General features: G+C 73.5%; 19 protein-coding genes. 8 read left to right on the top strand and 11 right to left on the bottom strand.

What is annotated here, in order from left to right; genetic code table 11:
* Nucleotides 1–28: 28 nt before the first annotated feature.
* On the bottom strand, nucleotides 29–676 hold the full coding sequence (locus tag J2S63_RS06110) for a TetR/AcrR family transcriptional regulator (RefSeq protein WP_310299942.1): 648 nt from the start codon (nucleotides 674–676) through the stop codon (nucleotides 29–31).
* A gap of 112 nt (nucleotides 677–788) precedes the next feature.
* Here J2S63_RS06110 and J2S63_RS06105 point away from each other — a divergent pair, with 112 nt between their 5' ends.
* The 3 genes from J2S63_RS06105 (at nucleotide 789) to J2S63_RS06095 (ending at nucleotide 3,776) form a co-directional block, all read left to right on the top strand.
* Nucleotides 789–1,463, top strand: a complete 675-nt coding sequence (locus tag J2S63_RS06105) for a class F sortase (RefSeq protein ID WP_310299938.1) — start codon at nucleotides 789–791, stop codon at nucleotides 1,461–1,463.
* Nucleotides 1,464–1,583: 120 nt separating this feature from the next.
* Entirely contained in the window at nucleotides 1,584–2,798 is a 1,215-nt protein-coding gene (gene moeZ, locus J2S63_RS06100) for an adenylyltransferase/sulfurtransferase MoeZ (protein WP_310299936.1), read from the top strand.
* A gap of 93 nt (nucleotides 2,799–2,891) precedes the next feature.
* Nucleotides 2,892–3,776, top strand: a complete 885-nt coding sequence (locus J2S63_RS06095; RefSeq protein WP_310299934.1) for a hypothetical protein — start codon at nucleotides 2,892–2,894, stop codon at nucleotides 3,774–3,776.
* Between the two features lie 80 nt (nucleotides 3,777–3,856).
* On the opposite strand, the gene J2S63_RS06090 is transcribed toward J2S63_RS06095, so the two are convergent.
* Complete coding sequence (locus tag J2S63_RS06090) at nucleotides 3,857–4,651, bottom strand: oxamate carbamoyltransferase subunit AllH family protein (RefSeq protein ID WP_310299931.1); 795 nt, start codon at nucleotides 4,649–4,651, stop codon at nucleotides 3,857–3,859.
* 84 nt (nucleotides 4,652–4,735) lie between these two features.
* Nucleotides 4,736–5,908 (bottom strand): alpha/beta hydrolase family protein, encoded by a 1,173-nt coding sequence (locus J2S63_RS06085; RefSeq protein ID WP_310299928.1) that lies wholly within the window; start codon nucleotides 5,906–5,908, stop codon nucleotides 4,736–4,738.
* A gap of 134 nt (nucleotides 5,909–6,042) precedes the next feature.
* Here J2S63_RS06085 and J2S63_RS06080 point away from each other — a divergent pair, with 134 nt between their 5' ends.
* Nucleotides 6,043–6,756, top strand: a complete 714-nt coding sequence (locus J2S63_RS06080; RefSeq protein WP_310299925.1) for a hemerythrin domain-containing protein — start codon at nucleotides 6,043–6,045, stop codon at nucleotides 6,754–6,756.
* Here the strand turns inward: J2S63_RS06080 and J2S63_RS06075 are convergent.
* From J2S63_RS06075 to rfbB, 3 genes are read right to left on the bottom strand one after another with little or no spacing between them, the layout of a single operon-like run.
* Nucleotides 6,753–10,094: an ATP-binding protein gene (locus tag J2S63_RS06075; RefSeq protein ID WP_310299923.1), complete on the bottom strand. Its 3,342-nt coding sequence runs from the start codon at nucleotides 10,092–10,094 to the stop codon at nucleotides 6,753–6,755. The two genes, J2S63_RS06080 and J2S63_RS06075, sit on opposite strands and share 4 nt — an antisense overlap.
* A gap of 3 nt (nucleotides 10,095–10,097) precedes the next feature.
* On the bottom strand, nucleotides 10,098–11,003 hold the full coding sequence (rfbA, locus tag J2S63_RS06070; protein ID WP_310299921.1) for a glucose-1-phosphate thymidylyltransferase RfbA: 906 nt from the start codon (nucleotides 11,001–11,003) through the stop codon (nucleotides 10,098–10,100).
* The gene (gene rfbB / locus J2S63_RS06065) at nucleotides 11,003–12,001 is read right to left on the bottom strand and encodes a dTDP-glucose 4,6-dehydratase (RefSeq protein ID WP_310299918.1); all 999 of its coding nucleotides are present in this window, start codon (nucleotides 11,999–12,001) and stop codon (nucleotides 11,003–11,005) included. Before rfbB ends, rfbA begins: the two co-directional genes overlap by 1 nt.
* A 36-nt stretch (nucleotides 12,002–12,037) precedes the next feature.
* On the opposite strand from rfbB, the gene J2S63_RS06060 reads away from it, so the two are divergent.
* Nucleotides 12,038–13,270, top strand: a complete 1,233-nt coding sequence (locus J2S63_RS06060; protein WP_310299914.1) for a lipopolysaccharide biosynthesis protein — start codon at nucleotides 12,038–12,040, stop codon at nucleotides 13,268–13,270.
* Here the strand turns inward: J2S63_RS06060 and rffA are convergent.
* Genes rffA through J2S63_RS06040 form a run of 4 tightly spaced genes read right to left on the bottom strand, consistent with a single transcriptional unit; the run spans nucleotide 13,236 to nucleotide 17,716 of the window.
* Nucleotides 13,236–14,387 carry a dTDP-4-amino-4,6-dideoxygalactose transaminase gene (gene rffA / locus J2S63_RS06055; protein WP_310299910.1) on the bottom strand — a complete coding sequence of 384 codons (1,152 nt, stop codon included), beginning with the start codon at nucleotides 14,385–14,387 and terminating at the stop codon, nucleotides 13,236–13,238. The two genes, J2S63_RS06060 and rffA, sit on opposite strands and share 35 nt — an antisense overlap.
* Nucleotides 14,384–15,148, bottom strand: coding sequence for a sulfotransferase family protein (locus J2S63_RS06050; RefSeq protein ID WP_310299907.1), 765 nt, complete (start codon nucleotides 15,146–15,148; stop codon nucleotides 14,384–14,386). Before J2S63_RS06050 ends, rffA begins: the two co-directional genes overlap by 4 nt.
* Complete coding sequence (locus tag J2S63_RS06045; RefSeq protein ID WP_310299904.1) at nucleotides 15,145–16,104, bottom strand: glycosyltransferase family 2 protein; 960 nt, start codon at nucleotides 16,102–16,104, stop codon at nucleotides 15,145–15,147. The genes J2S63_RS06050 and J2S63_RS06045 overlap by 4 nt, the downstream gene beginning before the upstream one ends.
* 49 nt (nucleotides 16,105–16,153) lie before the next feature.
* The gene (locus tag J2S63_RS06040) at nucleotides 16,154–17,716 is read right to left on the bottom strand and encodes a glycosyltransferase family protein (protein WP_310299903.1); all 1,563 of its coding nucleotides are present in this window, start codon (nucleotides 17,714–17,716) and stop codon (nucleotides 16,154–16,156) included.
* A gap of 90 nt (nucleotides 17,717–17,806) precedes the next feature.
* Between J2S63_RS06040 and J2S63_RS06035 the strand changes: the two genes are divergently transcribed.
* From J2S63_RS06035 to J2S63_RS06025, 3 genes are read left to right on the top strand one after another with little or no spacing between them, the layout of a single operon-like run.
* A complete protein-coding gene (locus tag J2S63_RS06035) occupies nucleotides 17,807–18,892 on the top strand; it encodes an S-(hydroxymethyl)mycothiol dehydrogenase (protein ID WP_310299901.1) in 1,086 nt (361 codons plus the stop codon).
* Nucleotides 18,893–18,903: 11 nt separating this feature from the next.
* Nucleotides 18,904–19,491, top strand: a complete 588-nt coding sequence (locus tag J2S63_RS06030) for an MBL fold metallo-hydrolase (RefSeq protein WP_310299898.1) — start codon at nucleotides 18,904–18,906, stop codon at nucleotides 19,489–19,491.
* 3 nt (nucleotides 19,492–19,494) lie between these two features.
* Complete coding sequence (locus J2S63_RS06025) at nucleotides 19,495–20,427, top strand: carbamate kinase (RefSeq protein ID WP_310299895.1); 933 nt, start codon at nucleotides 19,495–19,497, stop codon at nucleotides 20,425–20,427.
* On the opposite strand, the gene J2S63_RS06020 is transcribed toward J2S63_RS06025, so the two are convergent.
* A complete protein-coding gene (locus J2S63_RS06020; RefSeq protein WP_310299892.1) occupies nucleotides 20,417–21,589 on the bottom strand; it encodes a CaiB/BaiF CoA transferase family protein in 1,173 nt (390 codons plus the stop codon). The genes J2S63_RS06025 and J2S63_RS06020 overlap by 11 nt on opposite strands.
* Nucleotides 21,590–21,653 lie beyond the last annotated feature (64 nt).

Genomic DNA, 21,653 nt, shown 5'->3' with positions numbered 1-21,653 from the left:
GGATCGCGTGAGACCCCAACCTAGTGGGTCAGCCCAGCTCCCCCTCGGGCTGGCCCTCGAGGGGGTAGCCGCTGATGCCGCGCCAGGCCAGGCCGGCGACCAGCTGGGCCGCGGTGTCCTCGCGCAGGGAGTTGCCGGTGTCGAGCCAGTAGCGCGCGCTGACCTGGGCCATGCCGACCAGGGAGACCGCGAGCAGGCCGGAGGCCTCGTCCGGGAGCCCGGTGTCCTCGTGGATCACGCGTGAGATGTCGCGGGCGCAGACCTCGGTGACGCGGTCGACCTGGGCGCGGACCGCGGGCTCGTTGGTCAGGTCGGACTCGAAGACCAGGCGGAAGGCGCCCTGGGCGTTGGCGACGTAGTCGAAGAACGCCGCCATCGCGCCCTGCACCCGCTGCTGGTTGTCGTGGGTGGCCTCCAGGGCGTGCCGGCAGGCGTCGATGATGCGGTCGGAGGACTGCTCGACCAGGGCGAGGTAGAGGTCGAGCTTGCTCGGGAAGTGCTGGTAGAGCACGGGCTTGGAGACACCGGCACGGTCGGCGATCTCGTCCATCGCCGCGGCGTGGTAGCCCTGGGCCACGAAGACCTCGAGCGCGGCGTCGAGGAGCTGGGCACGGCGCGCCTTGCGGGGCAGCCGGATCCCACGGGGACGCTGTCCGTCCGTCGCCGCGTCGCTCACGCGTTCCTCCTGGTCGTGCCACCCCGGGCGGGCCGGCTCGGGCGCAGCCTACTCCTGGGTCACTTCCCCGCGAGGACCCGCTGGGCGTGCCGCGGCGCCGTACCGTGGAGGCATGGCCGGATGGGTACGACGGGTGCGCGGCGGGACCGTCGTGCGCGCCCTGCTGTCGCTCGCGCTCGTGGGCGGCGGCGCCGGTCTCGTGGGGTGGTCGGTGCTCCGCGACGGCGAGCCGCGGGCCGACCCGGCGGTCGTGGCGGGCCGGGACGTGGTCGACCCCGACCCGGACCCCACGCCGGCCGGCACGCTGCGGCCGGTGACGATCCGGGCGCTGAGGCCCGACCGCTCCATGGCCGCCCCGACGCACGTGGTGATCCCGAGCCTCGGGGTGGACGCCCCGGTCGTCCCCATCGGCGTCGAGAACGGCGTCCTCATCCCGCCCGGCGACCCGCAGACCCTCGGCTGGTGGTCCGACGGGGCGGAGCCGGGAGCGGTGCGCGGCGGCGCGCTGGTGACCGGCCACACCGTGCACACCGGCGGCGGCCAGCTCGACGACCTCGAGCAGGTGCGGCGCGGCGACGTCGTGCGGGTGCGGACCACCAAGGGGGTCATCCCCTACCGCGTCAGCAAGGTGACCATCTACCGCAAGGCCACGCTGGCCCGGGACGCCCAGCAGGTGTTCAGCCAGACCGGGCCCGGCCGCCTGGTGCTCATCACCTGCGAGGACTGGGACGGCACGAAGTACCTCTCCAACGTCGTGGTCTTCGCCGAGCCCCGCCCGACCGTCTGACCCGACCGTCCGGCCCGACCGTCCGGCCCGGCCGGACCTGGGACGCGACCGGCGCGGAACAACCTGCGCACTACGGTGGTTGGGCTGAGAGTCCCGCACCACCGTCCGTCTGGAGAAGCCGTGTCCCTGCCTCCGCTGGTCGAGCCCGCCGAGGAGCTGTCCGTCGACGAGGTCCGTCGCTACAGCCGCCACCTGATCATCCCCGACGTGGGCATGGCCGGGCAGAAGCGGCTGAAGAACGCCAAGGTGCTCGTGATCGGCGCCGGTGGCCTCGGCTCGCCCGCGCTGCTCTACCTGGCCGCGGCCGGGGTCGGCACGCTGGGCATCGTCGAGTTCGACGAGGTCGACGAGTCCAACCTGCAGCGCCAGGTCATCCACGGGCAGAGCGACATCGGCCGGCCCAAGGCCGAGTCCGCGCGCGACTCGATCAAGGAGATCAACCCCCTGGTCGAGGTCGTGGTGCACGACGAGCGCCTCGACAACGACAACGTGCTGCAGATCTTCGAGCAGTACGACCTGATCGTCGACGGCACCGACAACTTCGCGACGCGCTACATGGTCAACGACGCCGCCTTCTTCTTGAAGAAGCCCTACGTCTGGGGCTCGATCTACCGCTTCGACGGCCAGGCCTCGGTGTTCTGGCCGACCCTCGAGGTCGACGGGCAGAGCGCCGACGCCCCCTGCTACCGCTGCCTCTACCCCGAGCCCCCGCCGCCGGGGATGGTGCCCTCCTGCGCCGAGGGTGGCGTGCTGGGCGTGCTGTGCGCGAGCATCGGCTCGATCCAGGTCAACGAGGCGATCAAGCTCCTCACCGGCATCGGCGAGCCGCTGGTCGGCAGCCTCATGGTCTACGACGCGCTGGAGATGAACTACCGCAAGCTCAAGATGCGCAAGGACCCCGGCTGCGCGCTGTGCGGGGAGCACCCCACGGTCACCGGGCTGATCGACTACGACACCTTCTGCGGCGCGATCAGTGACGCCGCGGCCGACGCGGCGGCCGACTCGACCATCTCGGTCGGCACGCTGGAGACCTGGCTCGCCGAGCGCGACAAGGGCGAGCGCGACTTCCTGCTGGTCGACGTGCGCGAGCCCAACGAGGCCGAGATCAACCACATCCCCGGTGCGGTGCTCATCCCCAAGGGCGACTTCCTCAACGGCAGCGCCCTGGGTGGGCTGCCCTCGGACAAGCAGGTCGTCCTGCACTGCAAGTCCGGGGGGCGCTCGGCGGAGGTGCTCGCGGTGCTCAAGGGGGCCGGGTTCGCCGACGCGGTGCACGTCGGCGGCGGGGTCTCGGCCTGGGTCACCCAGATCGACCCGTCGCAGCCGTCGTACTAGTCACTTCGGGCTGGACGGCCGCTCCGACCGGCGTAACGGGGGGCGGGGTGAGTCGTTGGACACACGACAGACCGCCCCACGAAGGAGTCGCTCATGGCTTTCCGCCGTCCCGTCGTCGCCGCCCTGGCCAGTGCCACCCTGGCCACCGCCGCCGTGGCCGTGGCAGGTATGCCCGCCGAGGCCGCCAAGAAGTCCGCCGGCACCGCGACGGTCGCCTACGCGCCCGCGTCCACCGCCAAGATCCACCCCGGCACGATGATGTACACCGACGGTGCCCAGTGCACCGCCAACTTCGTCTACACCGACTCCGCCGCCAACACCTACGTCGGCTACGCCGCGCACTGCGCCGGCACCGGCGCGGCCACGAGCACCGACGGCTGCGACACCGGCTCGCTCCCGCTGGGGACCAAGGTCGACTTCGTCGACAACGGGTCGCTGGTCTCCTCCGGCACCACCGTCGGCACCGGCACGCTGGTCTACTCGAGCTGGCTGACGATGCAGAAGGACGGCACCACCGACCCCGACACCTGCGCCTACAACGACCTGGCGCTGGTCAAGGTCGACCCGCAGTACGTCTCCACGGTCAACCCCTCGATCCCGTTCTGGGGCGGCCCGACCGGCATCAACACCACCGGCACCGCCGCGGGCGACGACGTCTTCTCCTACGGCAACTCGAGCCTGCGCGCGGGCATCGAGCTGCTCAAGCCCAAGCAGGGCGCGAGCCTGGGCGACGACGGCAACGGCTGGTCGCACACCGTCTACACCGTGACCCCGGGCATCCCGGGTGACTCCGGCAGCGCCTTCCTGGACAAGGACGGCAAGGCGCTCGGTGTCCTGTCGACCGTCGCGATCGCGCCGCTCGCCGGCTCCAACGGCGTCGGCGACCTGGCCAAGGAGCTCGCCTTCGCCCAGCAGCACTCCGGCATCTCCGGCCTGGCACTGGTCAACGGCACCGAGCCGTTCTCGCCGCTGCTCTGACCCGCCGCACCCACGGACCGGCCGTCCGGACACGCTCCCAGGCGTGACCGGGCGGCCGGTCAGCTGTGGGGAGGGGACGCTCAGGCGTCGGGGTCGAAGGCCTCGAAGGCCAGCATCGAGCCCAGGACGAAGGCCATCCCGGACTCGCCGCAGCGCTCGAACATCAGGTCGAGGGACTGGCTGAGGATGTCGTCGTTCTGCCGGGCCACGCCGCTCATGGCGCTGTGGAACTCCGGGACGCCCTCGCCCCGGGCCGCGCAGGCCAGCAGGCTGGCGGAGACGAGGTTGGTGCGGTCGAAGGCGTTGAGCGCCACCTCGGAGCGGATCGCCTGGAGCGAGGGGAGGCGGATCGCGACCGCGGTGGCGATCCACCCGCCGAGCACGTCGTCGCCGAGCGGCGTCGTGGCGCCGCGTCCCTCGCCGAGCAGGGTGTGGGCGGCCTGCGCATCGCCCTCCGCGAGCTGGTCGAAGGCCTGCGCCGGCAGGACGTCGCGCAGGTAGGACACGTGGTGCTCGGCGAACTTGGGCAGGTGCATGCGGCCCCAGGCGGCGTCCTCGGCCGAGAGCACGGGCACGGTGGTGTCGACGATGTTGGTGACCAGGACCGAGAGGCCTTCGACCTCCACGACGCCGTCGTGGATGGTCGCGGGGTCGCCGGTCTCCACCGACGGCAGCTCCGGCAGCAGCGTGCGCACGCCGAGGGGCACCTGGACGGCGCGGCCGGCGAGCACGGCGATGCAGCTGCCCTCGAGGTCGAGGTAGATCGCGTCGGACCCGCCCTGCACGACGGTGGCCTCGCGGCGCGGACCAGCGACGCGGCCGAGGGTCCAGATGGACGCCGAGCCGACGACGCTGGAGGTCAACGCGCTGCTCACGCGCCCAACGTAACCTGGACCACGGTTCAGGAAACCGAAAGTGTGAGTTTCCACCCCCATTCGGACCGAGATAGTCACCCGGGGTCAGGGACGCCTGAACGCCCGTCGGACGAAGGGGAGCGTGTCGGCCAGCGAGGCCTGCATCGTCCCGGAGTGGTCGGTCGGGTAGGTCGTGAAGACCACCGGCTCGCCGTTGGCCTCCAGGACCTTGGCGTAGCGCGCGGTCTGGGCGTAGGGCACGTCGACGTCGAGCGCGCCGTGGCCCATGAAGAACGGCTTGTCGAAGCCGGACTCGGGCATCCCCATGTAGTCGACCACCGTCTCGCGGAAGCCGGGGAGCGCGGCCAGGGGAGTGGTGAAGAACGAGCCCATCCGCACCCCCTCCATCATCGCGGCGAACTGCTCGTCGCAGACCGTCTCCGCGAGCCGGACGTACTTCCTGCCCTCGGGCGTGAGGACCCCGTCGATCCCGAGTTCGGGGTGGACGTCGCGCAGGCTGGCGACGATGTAGGTGAGGTAGGCGGTCAGGTCGCCGGTCAGCGGCGGCACCTCGGGGCCGAGGAGCTCGACGTAGTCCTCGATGTACGCCGGCGTGCCCGTGCCGACCGCACCGCGGTAGGACAGCGTGCGGCCGCCGTACCTCGTGGCGTAGCGGGCGGTGCCGATGGCGGCGCCGCCGCCCTGGGACTGGCCGATCGTGACCCACGTGCGCGCCAGGCGCAGTCGCGGCCGCTTCTCGGCGGTGAACGCGCGGCCGGCCTTCACCATGTCCACGACGTTGTGGGCCTGCGCCCTCACGTCGAGGTAGGGCATGAGCCCGGGGGTGCCGAGGCCGACGTAGTCGGTGGCCACGACGGCGTACCCCTGCCTCATCCAGGTGCGCAGGTAGGACCAGTCGCGCTGCTTCAGGACGGGCCCGACCCGGGACGGCGCGCAGTCGTCGCCGAGACCGGAGATGCCGTGGGCCCACGAGACCACCGGCCAGCCGCCCCTCGGGGGCGTGCCGAAGGGGACGAAGACCGTGCCGGTGCTCAGTGCCCGGTGACCGTGGGAGTCGCGCGTGACGTAGGTGAGCCTCCAGGCGCGGCTGGTCGCGCGGGGGATCCACAGCCGCTTCGGCAGGGGCGCGGAGGAGACGACCGTGCCGGGGACGGGCAGCGACGTGGCGGCAGCGGGGCTCGCGTGCGGCGCGGCGAGGGTGGCCAGGGCGGCCGCCAGCGCGGCGAAGGCGGCGACGGGACGGGTCGGGCGCGGCATGGCTTCCTCCGGGGGTGGACGTCCCCGGTCCAACGACCCGAACGCGGCTCAGGTTAGGCCCCAAGCGGCCCCCAAGCAGGTCCCAAGGAGCCCGCGGGAGCGTCGTCGCACCAGCCGATCCCGAGGAGGACCCCATGAGCACCACCACGCCCGTGCCGCAGCTGCGGCTGCCCGGTCAGGCCGCGGCCCCGGAGGGCCCGGTCGACATGGCCATGATGTACGTCGCCCACCACGCCTTCCGGCGCGACCTGCGCGACTTCGCCCGCGCCGTCCCGCTCACGCCGGTGACGGACCGTGCCGCCTGGCGGGCGCTCGAGCGGAGGTGGGCGGTGTTCGCCGACGTGCTGCACCACCACCACAGCGGCGAGGACGCCCACCTGTGGCCGGCACTGCTCGATCGAGCGCAGGGCGAGGACCGCGCGACGGTCGAGGCGATGGAGGACGAGCACGCCGGAGTCGACCCGCTCCTCGAGGCGTGCCGGGACGGCCTGACGGCGATGGTGGCCGCGCCCTCGGCCGACACCCGGTCGGCGCTGACGGTGCGGCTCGTGGCGCTGCGCGAGGCCCTCGGTCGCCACCTCGACCACGAGGAGACCGAGACCATCGCGCTGGTCCAGCGCCTCCTCAGCGCGGCGGAGTACGACGCGATCGACGAGCACTTCAAGAAGACCCTGACGCCGCGGCGGCTGTTCCGCCTCGTGCCGTGGGCACTGGTCGAGGTCCCGACCGAGGTCCGTGAGGAGCTCTTGGGGCGCGAGGGCGGGACCGCGCACCGGGTCGCGTGGGTCGTGTCCCGCGGCAGCTTCCGCCGCCTGCAGCGGGCGGCGTTCGCGCACCTGCCCGGCTAGATCGAGAACCGCTCCCGGGTCTCGGCGAGCCAGCGGCTGTAGCGGGGCAGGCCCCACTCCCGGCCCAGCCGCTCGGCGTCGTCGGCGTGGCGGGTCGCGGTCTCGCGCTCGCCCGCGGCCACGGCGGCGAGCGCGAGGTAGGCGTCGACCGGGCCCGAGGCCACGCCGCTGCCCGCGACTGCCGACATCCCGGCGTACGGCGCGAGGAGGGCGTAGGCGCGCGAGCCCAGCTCCGCGTCCCCGGCGTACGCCGCCATCGCGCCGGCCAGCGCCCAGGCCAGGTTGCTGAACCAGTCCTGGTGGTTGAGCTGCGCCGGGTGCTCCCGGAGGAACTCGATCCCCGCGGCCTCGTCGCCCGTGCGGACCAGGAGCCAGGCCAGCATGGAGTTGGTCGGCATCGGTCCGTCGAGGGCGACGTCGAGGATCTCCTGGGTGATCGGGGCCCCGCGCCACATGGTCGCCACGGCGACCAGGCCGGCGAGCGCGTCGGCCGCCTGGTGGAGGTTGACCCGGGCGAGCGCCTGGTGGCAGTGCGCCATGACCCGGTCGGCCTCGTCGTCGCGCTCGGCCATGACCAGCCACGCCACGACCATCGAGTCGAGGACGAGGATCGCGTAGTCCATGCGGAGCCGCTCGGCCGCGGGGCGGGCCAGGGCGTACTCCTGCCACATCAGTTCGGGCCTGCCGAGGGCGGCCTGCACGTTGGCGACCTGGGTGCGGGCGGTGACCTCGGCGGGGAGGTCGTCCAGCGCCTGGGCGAGCGCGACGGCCTCCTGGGTCAGGCTCAGCCGCTCGTGCTCGGTGCCGGGGAACCACAGCGACATCGCGGAGCCCAGGCAGGCGTCGAACAGCACCTGCTGGTCGCCCAGCCGCCGGGCCATCGCCACGGCGTCGTCGCACAGCGCGCGCCGCTCGTCGGGGCCGGAGACGTAGTAGAGCTCGTGGGCCAGCGACACCAGGCAGCGACACCGCAGGGCTGAGTCCTGGGGCGGCAGCAGGTCGAGGCTGCGACGCAGGGCGGCGACGATCTCGGTGTTCTCCCCGCCGTGCCGCGCGGACTGCCAGTGCGCGCCGGTGAGGGTCAGGGTCGAGGACCCGGCCAGCGCGACCGGGTCGTCGAGCCGGGTGGCCACCTCGATCGCCCGCGCCGCGGTCTCGGTCAGGTCGGTCCAGCGTCCGCCCCACCGGTGGGCCACGGCGAGCGAGGTCAGCAGCCGCCACCGGTCGCGGTCGGTGGCGGTCGGGTCGCTCTCGAGGCTCTCCAGGGCCTGCCGGAGCAGGTCGACGGCCTCGTCGTGGGCGTAGGACGCCAGGCTCACCTGGGCGGCCGCCTCGGCGGCGCGCCAGGCCTCGGCGGCGTGGGTCGGACCCGCGGCGAGCCAGTGCCTCGCCACCTCGGTCTCGCGACCCTCCCCGCCCTGCAGGGCCCGGGCGGCGCGGGCGTGCAGCCGGGCACGCCGGCTCACCGGCAGCCGGGCCAGCAGGGTGTCGCGCACCAGGGCGTGGTCGAAGGCGAACCGGTCGACCCCGTCCTCGCGCACGAGGCCCGTCGCCAGCGCCGGGTCGAGCAGGTCGAGCACGTCGTCCTCGTCCGCCTCGGAGGTGGTGGCGAGCAGGTCGAGGTCGAAGCGGCGGCCCAGCACCGCGGCGATGCCGACGGCCCGCTGCGTGTCGTCGGGCAGGCGCGCGACGCGGCGGCCGACGACGTCCTGCACGACGGTCGGCGGCTCCCGCCGCAGCACCTCGGTGAGGTCGTCGCCGCGGCCGACCAGCCGCGCGTACTCCACCAGGAAGAAGGGGTTGCCGTCGGTGCGCTCCAGCAGGGCCGCGGAGTCGTGCTCCGTGGGCCGGCGGTCGGTGAGGGCCCCGACGAGCCCGGCGACCGAGGACGCGTCGAGGCCGGCGAGGTGCAGGCGCTCCGCGTGGCGGCGGGCCAGCGCATCGGAGAGGTCGGCGAGGGCGCCGGAGGGCTCGGGCCGGTCGCGCCAGGTCAGCACGAGCAGGAGGGCGTCGTCGGTCGAGGTCTCCACGAGCAGCCGCAGCGCCCGGAGCGTGGCGGTGTCGGCCCAGTGCAGGTCGTCGAGGACGAGCACGAGCGGCTGCTGCGCGGCAGCCGCGCGGACCCGGCCCGTGATCTGCTCCCAGGTGCGGAACTCGTTGCCCTCGCGGACCTCTCCCTCGACCTCGCCCAGCCCCGCACCGAGGTCGGCGAGCACCGCGCGCCAGGGGTAGAGCGGTGGGGCGCCGTCGTCCTGGGAGCAGCGGCCGACGACCGTGCGGGCACCGCGCTCCCGCGCCCGCTCGAGCAGGTCGCTGCACAGCCGCGACTTGCCCATGCCCGGCGGACCGGTGACCACGACCAGCTCGGTGCGCCCGCGCACCGCGCGGGCCAGGCTCGCGCCGAGCACCTCGACCTCGCGATCGCGCCCCAGCAGGGGCCAGCCGTGGGCGGGGGCCTCCGCCTCGGCCGGGGGTACGACGGCGGGCCGGGCCGGCGCGGGACGCGACGGGGAGGCGGGCGGTCGCCACGCCAGGGCCGGGTCCTGGCGCAGGATCCGCTCCTGGAGGTCCTGGAGCTCGACCCCGGGGTCGAGCCCGAGCTCGTCGGCCAGCACCTCGCGCACCGACCGGAGCACGTCGAGCGCCTCGGCCTGGCGGCCCGACCGGACGAGGGACAGCGAGCGCAGGGCCCACAGCCGCTCGCGCAGCGGGTGCAGGGCGGTGAGCGGCTCGAGCTCGGCGGCGACGGTGGCGTGGTCGCCCTGCGCCAGCCTGGCCCAGGCCCGGTCCTCGAGCGCGACGAGCCGCAGCTCCTCGAGGTGGCCGCGCTCGGCGACGGCGGCGGGCAGGTCGCCCAGCTCGACGTACGCCTCGCCGCGCCAGAGGCCGAGCGCCTCGTCGAGGGCCGCGACCCCCTCGGCGAGGGTGGAGGCGTCGGCGTCCTCGGGGCCGAGGAGGGTGCCGGCGAGGCGACGGTGCCACGCGGTGACCTCGGCGGCGAAGTGACCGGCGTCGACGTCGGTGACGGCCACGCGCAGGGCGTAGCCGGGGGCCTGGGTGACCAGGAGGGCGGAGGAGGTGCGCCGCGCGCGGTCGGGCTCGAGGGTCTTGCGCAGGCCGGAGACGTAGGCGTGCAGCGTCGACAGCGCACCCGGGGTGGGGGAGCCGCCCCAGACCAGGTCGAGGAGGGCGTCGACGGAGACCGCCCGACCCGGCGACAGCGCCAGCGCGGCGAGCAGCATGCGCGGCTTCGGGGCGCCGAGGTCGACCGGGGTGCCGTCGTCGCGGCGCACCTCGAGCGGTCCGAGCACCGCCACCCGCCGCCCCGTGCCCGCCACGGCTCAGCCGATCGGGTCGGCCAGCGGGCCCTCGACGAACTCCTCGGGCAGCTCGAGCAGGCTCAGGAGATAGTCGCCGTAGCCGGACTTGGCCAGCGCCTCGCCGCGCTCGCGCAGGTCGTCGTCGCTGAGCCAGCCCATGCGCCAGGCGACCTCCTCCGGCGACCCGATCTTGCTGCCCTGGCGCGCCTCGATCGTGCGCACGAAGTTGCTGGCGTCGTTGAGGGAGTCGAAGGTGCCGGTGTCCAGCCACGCCGTGCCGCGGGGGAGCAGCTCGACCCGCAGGCGGCCCTCCTCGAGGTAGCGGCGGTTGAGGTCGGTGATCTCCAGCTCGCCGCGGGGGCTCGGCTGGAGGTCGGCGGCCTTGTCGACGACGTCGGGACCGTAGAAGTACAGGCCCGGGACGGCCAGGCGCGACCGCGGCTTCTCCGGCTTCTCCTCCAGCGACAGGGCCACGCCGTCCTCGCCCATCTCGACCACGCCGTAGCTGCGGGGGTCGGCCACGTGGTAGCCGAAGATCATCGCCCCGTCGATCGTCTGGAACCGGTTGAGGGCCAGGCCCATCCCGGCGCCGTAGAAGATGTTGTCGCCCAGCACCAGGGCGCTGGAGTGGCCGCGCACGTGGTCGGCGCAGATGTGGAAGGCCTGCGCCAGCCCCTTGGGCTCGTCCTGCACCTTCCACGACAGGTCGAGCCCGAACTGGCTGCCGTCGCCCAGCAGGTGCTGGAAGGCCGCCTGGTCGTGCGGCGTCGTGATGATCTGGATCTCCCGGACCTGCGCCAGCATCAGCGTGGTCAGCGGGTAGTAGATCATCGGCTTGTCGTAGACCGGCACGAGCTGCTTGCTCAGCGCCGTGGTGATCGGGTGGAGCCGCGTGCCGGACCCGCCGGCGAGGATGATCCCGCGCATCACTGACCCGCCTTCGCGTAGGCCGCCTCGACCTGGTCCTTGCCCTGCTCCCACCAGTCGCGGTGGTCGGCGTACCACCTGATCGTGTCGGCCAGGCCCGCGTCGAAGTCGGCGAAGCGCGGCTCCCAGCCCAGCTCGGCGCGCAGCTTGGACGGGTCGATGGCGTAGCGCAGGTCGTGGCCCACCCGGTCGGTCACGCGGTCGAAGTCGTCCTCCGCGTGCCCGAGGGAGCGCAGGATGGCGCGCACGACGTCGATGTTGGCGCGCTCGTTCTCGGCGCCGATGAGGTAGGTCTCGCCGACCTCGCCGCGGTCGAGGATCGCCAGGACCGCCGAGCTGTGGTCGTCGACGTGGATCCAGTCGCGGACGTTGAGCCCCTCGCCGTAGAGCTTGACCCGGCGTCCGGAGAGCAGGTTGGTGATCTGCCGGGGGATGAACTTCTCGGTGTGCTGCCAGGGGCCGTAGTTGTTGGAGCAGTTGGACAGGGTGGCCCGGACCCCCATGCTGCGCACCCAGGCGCGCACGAGGTGGTCGGCGGCCGCCTTGGAGGCGGAGTAGGGGCTGCTCGGCCGGTAGGGGCTGCCCTCCTCGAAGCGACGGGGCTCGTCGAGCTCGAGGTCGCCGTAGACCTCGTCGGTCGACACGTGGTGCAGCCGCACGCCGTGGTGGCGGACCGCCTCGAGCAGCACGGCCGTGCCCACGATGTTGGTGTGCACGAAGGGCCACGGGTCGCGCAGGGAGTTGTCGTTGTGAGACTCGGCGGCGAAGTGCACGACCACGTCGGCGTCCTGCACGAGCCGGCCGACGAGCTCGGCGTCCGCGACGTCGCCGACGACCGTGCGCACGCGGTCCTCGGGCAGGTCGGCCAGCGCCTCGGGGGACGCGGCGTAGGTCAGCTTGTCCAGGACGACGACCGCGTCGTCGGTGTGCTCGACCACGTGCCGCACGAAGTTCGCGCCGATGAACCCGGCGCCGCCGGTGACCAGGAGATTCCTCACCCGCCCGATAGTAGTGACGCGGCTAGGGTGAGCCGCGTGACGTCAGCGCGACGGCGCTCGGTCGCCTCCCTCGGACTCGGCTCGGTGGGTGCGGGAGTCCTCGCCTACGTCTTCTTCGTCACCGCCACGCGCGCGCTCGGTCCGCAGGACGCGGCTGCCGTCTCGGTGCTGTGGACCTGGTGGAGCTTCACCGCGGCGGCGATCACCTTCCCCCTCCAGCACTGGATCACCCGCACGGTCGAGGCCGCGGGCGGTGAGCGTGCGGTGCGAGACGCCCTGCCCCGGCTGGGGGTGCTGGTCGCGGCGGTCGCCGTCGGGTCGGGGCTGGTCTCGTGGGGCGGGGGCGAGCGGCTGTTCCGCACCGGGGGCCCGACGTTCCCCGTCCTGGTCGCGGTGGTGACGCTCGGCGCGGGGCTGCTGGGCGTCGTACGCGGACACCTGACGGGGCGGGGTCGCTTCTCGGCCGTCGGCCTCAACCTCGTGCTGGAGAACGCCGTCCGCAGCGTCGCCGCCCTCGGCCTCGCCGCGCTCGGCTGGACCGAGCCGTGGGCGTTCGGGCTCGCGCTCGTCGCGGGCTACGCCGTCGCCGTGGCCAACGGCCGCGCGCTCGTCTCGTGGCACGACACCGGCTCCGACCAGGCCGAGAGCCCGGTGCGGGCCGTCGGCGCGACCGGCCTGGGACAGCTGCTCGCGCAGGTCGCGCTCACCGGCGCGCCGGTGGTCCTCGCGCTGTCGGGCGGACGGGCGCAGGACGTGACCGCGCTGTTCGCCGGGCTCGCGCTCTTCCGGGCGCCCTACACCGTGGCGACGGCGCTGATGGCCTCGGTCACCGGGCGACTCACCCGCCAGTGGCTGGAGGGCACCGCGTCCGCCTGGCGGCGGGTGGAGGCCGTCGTGGCCGGGCTCGTCGTCGTCGGCACCGGGGCGGGCGCGCTGCTGGCCGCGTGGATCGGCGCCTGGCTGGTGGCGCTGGTCTTCGGCAAGGACGTGGTGCTCGGCGACGGCGTCGCTGCGCTGCTCGCCGCCGGCACCGTCCTCGCGATGGGCAACCTCGTGCTCGCGGTGATGATCGTGGCCCAGGGACGCAGCGCCGCCCTGGTGCGCGGGTGGGCGTTCGGCGGCGTGGTCGGGCTGGCGTGGATGCTGGTCTCCCCGCTCTCGCCGGTGGTCGACGTGGCGTGGCTGTTCGTCATGGTGGAGGGCGCAGCCCTTGCCTGGCTGGGGATCGAGGAGGTCAGCGGCGCAAGGCGCGCAGCAGCACCTCGGTGACCCGCTCGGCCTCGGCGTCGGTGAGGTTGTTGTGGAACGGCAGCCGCAGCAGCCGGCTGCTCACGTCGGTCGTCACCGGGCACTCGGTCGGCCGTGCCGCGAAGCGGCGTCCGCCCTCGGAGTCGTGCAGCGGCACGTAGTGGAACGTCGCCTGCACGCCCTCCTCGCGCATCTCCTGCATCACCCGGTTGCGGGTGGCGGCGTCGGGGAGGAGCAGGTGGAACAGGTGGTAGGCCGGGTCGCTCGCCGGGGGTACGACGGGCAGGCGCACCCCGAGCTCCTCGCACGGCTCGGCCAGCAGGTCGACGTACCTCTCGTGCACGCGGCGGCGCTTGGCCTGGATGGTCTCCCGGGCCTCGAGCTGGCCGAGGAGGTGACCGGCGAGGGTGTCGGACAGGCCGAAGGACGACCCGGTGTCACGCCAGGAGTACTTGTCGACCTGGCCCTCCATGAACGCGCGGCGGTTGGTGCCCTTGTCGTAGAGCACCCAGGCGCGGTCGAGGTCGGCCGGGTCGTTGACCACGAGCGCGCCGCCCTCGCCGCAGACGATGTTCTTGGTCTCGTGGAAGCTGAAGGTCGAGAACCGGCCGAGGCTGCCCAGCGGGTGACCCTTCCAGCCCCCGAACAGCCCGTGCGCGGCGTCCTCGACGAGGGCCACCTCGGGCCGCGAGGCCATCACGTCGGACAGCCCGGAGACGTCCCCGGCCACGCCGGCGTAGTGGACCAGCACGACCGCCCGCACCGAGTCGTCCATGAGCTCGGCGACGTGGGCAGGGTCGACGGCGAGGGTCTCGGGCTCGACGTCGCAGAACAGCACCTTGGCGCCCTGGCGTGCGAAGGCCAGCGCCGTGGTGACGAACGTGAACGACGGCACGATGACGGTGTCACCGGGCTGGAGGTCCAGGAGCATGGCGCTCAGCTCGAGCGCGGCCGTGCACGAGGTGGTGAGCAGGACCCCCGCCCCGCCGGTCTCCTCGCGGATGATCTCGCCCGCTGCCTGGGAGAACGGCCCGCCCGACGAGGTGTGACCGCTGCGCATCGCGGCCTCGACGTGCTCCAGCTCGCGTCCCTCGAGGGACGGGACGTTGAAGCGGACCTGCTCGGGCTGCTGGTTCATCGTGCTCCCTCGTGTCGGGTGTCGTCCCAGGGGAGCGAGCGCCCGAGGAGCTCGCGCAGGGCCTGGTCCCTCGGTGCGAAGTGCTCGTGGAGCCGCTGCAACAGCTCGGCGCCGATCTCGGGCTCCTCGCCGGGGCTCTCGTTGGCGGGCTCGCGCTCCTTGTGCTGCGGGGCCGGGAGGCCCATCCACGCGAAGAGGTCGTCGACCGCCTCGCCGCTGACCACCTCGTCCATGAACTGCACGCGCAGGCGCTCGCCGAAGCGCTCGACCCACGGCCGCAGCGCGGCGGCGTAGTCGCCCCGGCTGACGTAGGCGAACGGCGAGACGGAGTAGGTCTCCGGGTCCCACGCCCGCTCCTGCACCAGGCTCTCCGCGAGGGCGTCGTGCAGGGAGCGGTGCTCGACGCCGTGGTGGGCCGAGAACCGCCAGTGCGACACCGCGCGGGCGACCGGCTCGCGGACCTGGGCGAGCACGAGCGGCTCGTCGAGGACCCGGTCGATCCGCGCCGCGGCGTCGGGGTGGTCGATGTAGCTGGTGGACTTCTCGGCCAGCACCCGGGCCGAGCCGCGGTCGGCGAACCAGGTCTCGACGTACCACTCGTGCCCGCGGGCGAGGACCTCGTCGGAGAGGAAGACCTTGGGCTCCGGGCGGCGCGGCGAGGCCAGGGCGACGTCGGGGTGCGCCTCGAGCAGGTCCGCGAGGTAGGTCGTCCCGCAGCGCTGGCCGCCGATGACCACCAGGTGGCGGTGACCGCCCGTCACCGGTGGCCGCCCCGGCCGCCCGCCTCGTCGACCGACACCCGCTCGACCACGTGGTAGGGGCGCTGGGTCGTCACCGCGTTGAGCGTGCGGAGGACGTACTCACCGAGCATCGAGACCAACGCGATGAGGAAGCCGTTGAACACCGCCAGCAGCACGACCAGCGACGTCCAGCCGGGAGCCCGTGAGTCGGTGATGAACCCGCGGACGAGGTAGCCGCCCCCCAGGAGGAACGCGAGCGCGGACACGGCGAACCCGACGCCGGCCGCGAGCCGCAGCGGGAACAGCGAGTAGGAGAACAGGATCGTCAGCAGCAGGCGCACGATGCGCAGCAGGCTGTAGTTGCTCGACCCGACCGGCCGGGGGTCGTGGCGCACGAGCACGTTGCCGGGGTCGTTGCTGTAGATCAGGGCCTGCCCGGTGACGTAGGGGTAGGCGTTGTTGTCGTTGCAGATGCGGTCGACCACGTCGCGGTGCAGGATGCGGAAGTTCGACACCGCGAGGTCGGTGGGCTGCCCGAAGACGCGCCGGTTGATCAGGTTGATCATCTTGCTGCCGAGCCGGCGGTAGCCGGCGGCCTGCTTGGTCTCGAACTGCCCGAACACCACGTCGTGACCGCCGTCCTGCGCGGCCTGGATGAGCTTGAGCGCCTCCTCGGGCGGGTTCTGCAGGTCGTCGTCGAGGGTGATCACCCAGTCGCCCGTGGTGGCGCGGAAGCCGGCGAGGTTGGCGTGGTGCTGGCCGTAGTTCTTCAGCAGGTTGATCGCGAGGACGTGGGGCGTGGTCCGGGCGCGCGAGGAGATGACCTGCCAGCTGTCGTCGGAGCTGCCGTCGTTGACCAGGACCAGCTCGAAGCGGAGTCCCGCCGCGGTGAACACCTCGACCACGCGGTCGATCGTGTCGCCGACGATCCGGCCGCTGTTGAAGACCGGGATCACCAACGAGTAGAGCGGCTCCATGGGGCGAATCGTGGCACACCCGGCGTGAGGCCCGGGCACCGGCGAGCCCTCAGCCCGTGGCGTCGCGCAGGACGTCCTGGGCCGCGGTCCGCCTCTCCTCGGGGACCTCGTTGCTCACGAACCAGCTGTAGCCGCCCGACCGGTCGAAGCCGACGCGGGCGTAGCCCTCCTCCAGCAGCTGCTCGACCCAGGGCGGACGGAACCCCGCCGCGACGACGACGACCGTCGGGCGGGTGCGCAGCAGGTAGTCGCGCAGCCCGGCGAGACCGCCGGGCCAGATCTCGGCGACGTAGTTCTGGAGACCGAGGCTGAACATCTGGTGGCGGATCGGGTCCACGTGACCGGTCACCACGAGCGGGGCCGGCGCCTGGATCGACAGCATGGTCGCGTCCGGTCCGACCGCGGCCATGATCGCGGTCGCGTGGGCGCGCTGCAGCTCCAGGCCGTCGGAGCGTGAGTCGACCGCGTAGACGGCGCCCAGCGCGACCGCCGCGACGCTCCAGGCCAGCGCGACCGCCACCGCCGCCCGGGACCCGGCCAGGCCCCGCACGGCCCCGAGGACCACCGCGATCCCGGCCACCGCGAACGGGAACACCAAGAAGGCGTCCGGCCAGCCGTTGTAGGCCCGGACGGTCCAGGCCAGCGACGCGACCGTGCCCACCCCGATCGCCAGCAGCGCCGCGTCGAGGGCCCGCTGCTCCTCGGTGCGCTCCGTGCGGCGCCGGGCCACGCGGACCAGGCGGACCGCGGCGACGACCGCGGCGACCATCGAGGCGACGAGGCCCAGGACCATCACCCACAGCGAGAACCCGTAGTGGTCGACCAGGTCCTGCCCCCACCGCGGCAGGTCGTGCAGCGCGCTCTGCTGCCGGGTGTAGCGCACGTGGATGAGCACGAAGCAGTCGAGGAAGTCCTGCAGGTGGCCGATCGCGGCGTACCACGCCATGAACGCGCCGAGGGGGACCACGCCGCCGATGCCGAGGCGGAGCAGGGCACGCCAGCGGTGACCCCGACGCTCGAGCGCCAGCCCGACGAGGGCGGTCGCGATCGCGGCGAAGAACACGGGCTGCCAGGTGAGGGTCGCCAGGCTGACCAGCACCCCGGTCGTCGCCCAGCGACGGCGGACGACCGCCTCGAGGGCCAGCAGCAGGAGGAGGACCATCAACGTCTTCTCGCGCGGGCCGCGGGAGGCGTAGTCGACGAAGCCGTGCACCGCGACCAGGGTGAGGCCGACTCCGGCCCCGAGCCACGGCGAGCCGAGCAGGGCCCGGCCGAGCCGGTGGGCGGCGTACACCGCCGCGACCGAGAGCACGAGGAAGAGCACCCGGGCCGACGTGACGTCGGGGGCGTCGAACCAGCGCCCGACCCAGATCCCCAGGCCGGGGGCGAGGTGGCTGAGCGGGCCGGACCGGTTGACGATGCCGACGTACGGCGGCAGGCCGTCGGCCACGCGCTGGCCGGCGTAGGTGTAGATCGCGAGGTCGCGGTCGAGCCGCCCGAGGAAGCCGTGGCTCACGAAGACCGCGGCTGAGGCCGCGGCCACGAGGAGACCGAGCAGGTCGGGGCGGGGGACACGACGACGCGGGGCGGTGCTGTCGAGATCCCCGGTCACGCGGGTGAGTGTTTCACGAGCCCGCATAGGTTGAGCCCGATGCCGGGTGTCGGCCCGGCCACCTGTTACCCCGACGGCGGAGGAGTGCCCGTGCAGAAGGTCAGAGGAGTCGTCGCCCGCGCCAAGGGCGAGCCGGTCTCGGTGGAGACCGTGCTGGTGCCGGATCCGGGCCCCGGCGAGGCGGTCGTCCAGGTGCAGACCTGCGGGGTGTGCCACACCGACCTGCACTACCGCGAGGGAGGGATCAACGACGACTTCCCGTTCCTGCTGGGCCACGAGGCAGCCGGCGTCGTGGAGTCCGTGGGCGAGGGCGTGACGAACGTCGCCCCCGGTGACTTCGTGATCCTCAACTGGCGCGCGGTGTGCGGCGACTGCCGCGCGTGCCGCCGCGGCGAGCCGTGGTACTGCTTCTCGACCTTCAACGCCGAGCAGCGGATGACGCTCGAGGACGGCACCGAGCTGACCCCGGCGCTCGGCATCGGCGCCTTCGCGGAGAAGACGCTGGTGCACTCCGGCCAGTGCACCAAGGTCGACCCGTCCGCCTCGCCCGCGGCCGTGGGCCTGCTGGGCTGCGGCGTGATGGCGGGCATCGGCGCGGCGATCAACACCGGCGCCGTGGGGCGGGGCAAGAGCGTCGCGGTCATCGGCTGCGGCGGTGTCGGCGCCGCGGCGGTCGCGGGCTCCGCGCTCGCCGGCGCGAGCCGGATCATCGCGGTGGACCTCGACGACCGCAAGCTGGAGTGGGCGCGCGGGCTCGGGGCGACGCACACCGTCAACAGCAAGGAGCGCGACGCGGTCGAGGCGATCCAGGAGCTCACCGACGGGTTCGGCGCCGACGTCGTCATCGACGCGGTCGGGCGCCCCGAGACGTGGAAGCAGGCGTTCTACGCCCGGGACCTGGCCGGCACCGTGGTGCTCGTGGGGGTGCCCACCCCCGACATGCGCATCCCCGACCTCCCGCTGATCGACGTCTTCGGTCGCGGCGGTGCGCTCAAGTCGTCGTGGTACGGCGACTGCCTGCCGGACCGCGACTTCCCGATGCTGGTCGACCTCTACCAGCAGGGCCGGCTCGACCTCGACGCGTTCGTGTCCGAGCGCATCGGGCTGGACGACGTCGAGGCCGCCTTCGAGCGCATGCACCACGGCGACGTCCTGCGATCGGTGGTCGAGCTGTGAGGGTGGACCACGTGGTCACGTCGGGGACCTTCTCGCTCGACGGCGAGACCTTCGACGTCGACAACAACGTGTGGGTGCTGGGCGACGACGAGGAGTGCGTGGTCATCGACGCCCCGCACTCGGTCGACGCCATCCTCGACGCGGTGGGCTCGCGCCGGCTGGTCGCGGTCCTGTGCACGCACGCCCACGACGACCACGTCCGCGTGGCCCCCGACGTGCGGGAGCGCACGGGTGCCCCGATCCACCTGCACCCCGACGACGCCCCGGTGTGGGAGCTGACCCACCCGACCACGCGGTGGGACCACGACCTCGCCGACGGGCAGGAGATCGAGGTCGCCGGCACGGTCCTGCGCGTGCTGCACACGCCGGGCCACGCGCCCGGCGCGGTGTGCTTCCACGTGCCCGACCTCGACGCGGTGTTCACCGGCGACACGCTGTTCCAGGGCGGTCCGGGAGCCACGGGCCGCTCCTTCAGCGACGCCGACGTCATCGTCGCGTCGATCCGCACGCGGCTTTTCGCCCTCCCGGGCCACACCGTCGTCCACACTGGCCACGGCGACGACACCACGATCGCCGAGGAGCGCGACCGGATGGAGTAGCCCATGCGCCTGGTCATCGCGCTGGGCGGCAACGCGCTCGTCGGGGACGACGGCGGGGACTCCCCGGACGACCAGCGGGCGGCGGTCGGCCGGGCCGTCGGGCCGCTGGCCGACGTCGTCACCGCCGGCCACGAGGTGCTCCTCACCCACGGCAACGGGCCCCAGGTCGGCGACCTGCTGCGGCGCAACGAGCTGGCCGCGGCCGACGTACCCCCCGACCCGCTGGACTGGTGCGACGCCCAGACCCAGGCCACGATCGGGACGCTGCTGATGGACGCGCTCGACGCCGAGCTGGCGCGCCGCGGTCACCCGGGGCGTACGGCGACCCTGGTGTCCCGCACGCTCGTGGACGCCGGCGACCCGGGGTTCGCCCACCCCACCAAGCCGATCGGCCGTCACCTCACCGAGGACGAGAAGTCGGTGCTGGAGGAGCACGGCCAGGTCTTCACCGAGGTGCCCCGCAAGGGCTGGCGCCGGGTGGTGGCCTCGCCCGAGCCGGTCGACACCCTCGACGCGGCGGCCGCCGACGCGCTGCTCGCCGCCGGGTTCGTCGTGGTCTGCTCCGGGGGTGGCGGCGTGCCGACCGTGCGACGTCCCGACGGCTCGCTCGAGGGCGTCGAGGCCGTGATCGACAAGGACCTCACCGCCGCCCTGGTGGCCGAGCACATCGAGGCCGACCTGCTGGTCATCGCCACCGACGTCGAGGCGGTGATGACCGGCTTCGACACCGACGACCCCCGCCCGGTGGGGTCGGTGAGCGTGGCCGAGCTGCGCGAGATCGCCGCGCGCGAGGACCTCCCCGCCGGCTCGATGCGTCCCAAGGTGCAGGCGGTCACCCGCTTCGCCGAGCGCACCGGCGGCACCGGGGTGATCACCTCGCTGTGCCACATCGCCGACGCGGTCACCGGCACGGCCGGCACGCGCGTCAGTCGCTGAACTCGGCCCTCACCGCGTCGGTGTGCTCGCCCAGCAGCGGCGGCGGCAGGTGGTCGCGGCGACCGCCCGACCACGGCTGGTCGTCCCAGCGCAGGGGCGAGCCGGGCAACGTGAGGGTCCCGTGGGCGGGGTGCTCCACCTCCAGGAGCAGGTGCTGGGAGCGGGTCTGCTCCCAGGCGTAGACGTCGTCGATCGTGCGCACCTTGCCGGCCGGCACGCCCAGCGCGGCGAGGTCGGCGAGCCACTCCTCGGCGGTGCGGGTCGCCAGGACGTCCTCGATCGCGCAGGTCAGGTCCTCGCGGTGCGCGACCCGGTCGGCGTTGGTGGCGAAGCGCGGGTCGGCGGTGTCGAGCCCGAGCAGGCCGGCGAGCAGCCGCCACAGCTTGTCGTTCGCGCACGCGACCTGCAGCGGCGCGTCGGCGGCGGCGTACAGGCCGTAGGGCGCGATGGCCGCGTGGTGCGCGCCCGTCGGGCGGGGCACCACGCCACCGACGGTCCACATCGTGCCCTGGAAGGCGTGCACGCCGACGACGCCGGCGAGCAGCGACGTACGGACGGTGCGCCCTCGGCCGGTCCGCTCGCGCTCGAGCAGGGCGGCGGTCACGCCGTAGGCGAGGTTCATGCCGGCCAGCAGGTCGGCGATCGGCACGCCGACCCGGGTGGGCGTGTCGCCGGTGATGCTCATCAGGCCGCCCTCGCCCTGGGCGATCTGGTCGAAGCCGGGCCGGGTCGCCTCGGGACCGTCGTGGCCGAACCCGGTGACCGACCCCAGCACGAGCCGCGGGTTGAGCTCGTGGAGACGTCGCTCGCCCAGGCCGAGCCGGTCCATGACCCCGGTCCGGAAGTTCTCCAGGAGCACGTCCGCCCGGCGCACCATGCGCTCGAGCAGCGCGAGGTCGTCGTCCTGCTTGAGGTCGAGGACGACCGACTCCTTGTTGCGGTTGGCCGACATGAAGTACGTCGACTGGCGGCTCTGCGCCTCGCCCACGAACGGCGGTCCCCACCCGCGGCTGTCGTCGCCGTCGGGCCCCTCGACCTTGACCACGCGCGCCCCGAGGTCGCCGAGCATCATCGCGGCGTGGGGCCCGGCGAGGGCGCGCGTGAGGTCGAGGACGAGCACCCCGTCGAGGGGGCCGCGGGGGTTCGCCGGCGTGTCGTCCATGCGGAGACGCTAACCGGCGCGTGCCCCTCGGCTTCTGTCGGAGCGCCGTGCTGGGATAGGACGC

It is taken from the genome of Nocardioides marmoribigeumensis (assembly GCF_031458325.1).
Classification (GTDB): Bacteria; Actinomycetota; Actinomycetes; order Propionibacteriales; family Nocardioidaceae; genus Marmoricola_A; species Marmoricola_A marmoribigeumensis.
The sequence above is the reverse complement of the archived record's forward strand: the minus strand, read 5'-3'. Positions and strand labels throughout refer to the sequence as shown.

Bases quoted from the DNA above. Each gene is read 5' to 3' on its own strand.
- rfbA (WP_310299921.1), bottom strand. From the start codon at position 11,003: ATGCGCGGGATCATCCTCGCCGGCGGGTCCGGCACGCGGCTCCACCCG.
- J2S63_RS06080 (WP_310299925.1), top strand. From the start codon at position 6,043: ATGAGCACCACCACGCCCGTGCCGCAGCTGCGGCTGCCCGGTCAGGCC.
- J2S63_RS06105 (WP_310299938.1), top strand. From the start codon at position 789: ATGGCCGGATGGGTACGACGGGTGCGCGGCGGGACCGTCGTGCGCGCC.
- J2S63_RS06045 (WP_310299904.1), bottom strand. From the start codon at position 16,104: ATGGAGCCGCTCTACTCGTTGGTGATCCCGGTCTTCAACAGCGGCCGG.
- rffA (WP_310299910.1), bottom strand. From the start codon at position 14,387: ATGAACCAGCAGCCCGAGCAGGTCCGCTTCAACGTCCCGTCCCTCGAG.
- J2S63_RS06020 (WP_310299892.1), bottom strand. From the start codon at position 21,589: ATGGACGACACGCCGGCGAACCCCCGCGGCCCCCTCGACGGGGTGCTC.
- J2S63_RS06025 (WP_310299895.1), top strand. From the start codon at position 19,495: ATGCGCCTGGTCATCGCGCTGGGCGGCAACGCGCTCGTCGGGGACGAC.
- J2S63_RS06095 (WP_310299934.1), top strand. From the start codon at position 2,892: ATGGCTTTCCGCCGTCCCGTCGTCGCCGCCCTGGCCAGTGCCACCCTG.
- J2S63_RS06085 (WP_310299928.1), bottom strand. From the start codon at position 5,908: ATGCCGCGCCCGACCCGTCCCGTCGCCGCCTTCGCCGCGCTGGCGGCC.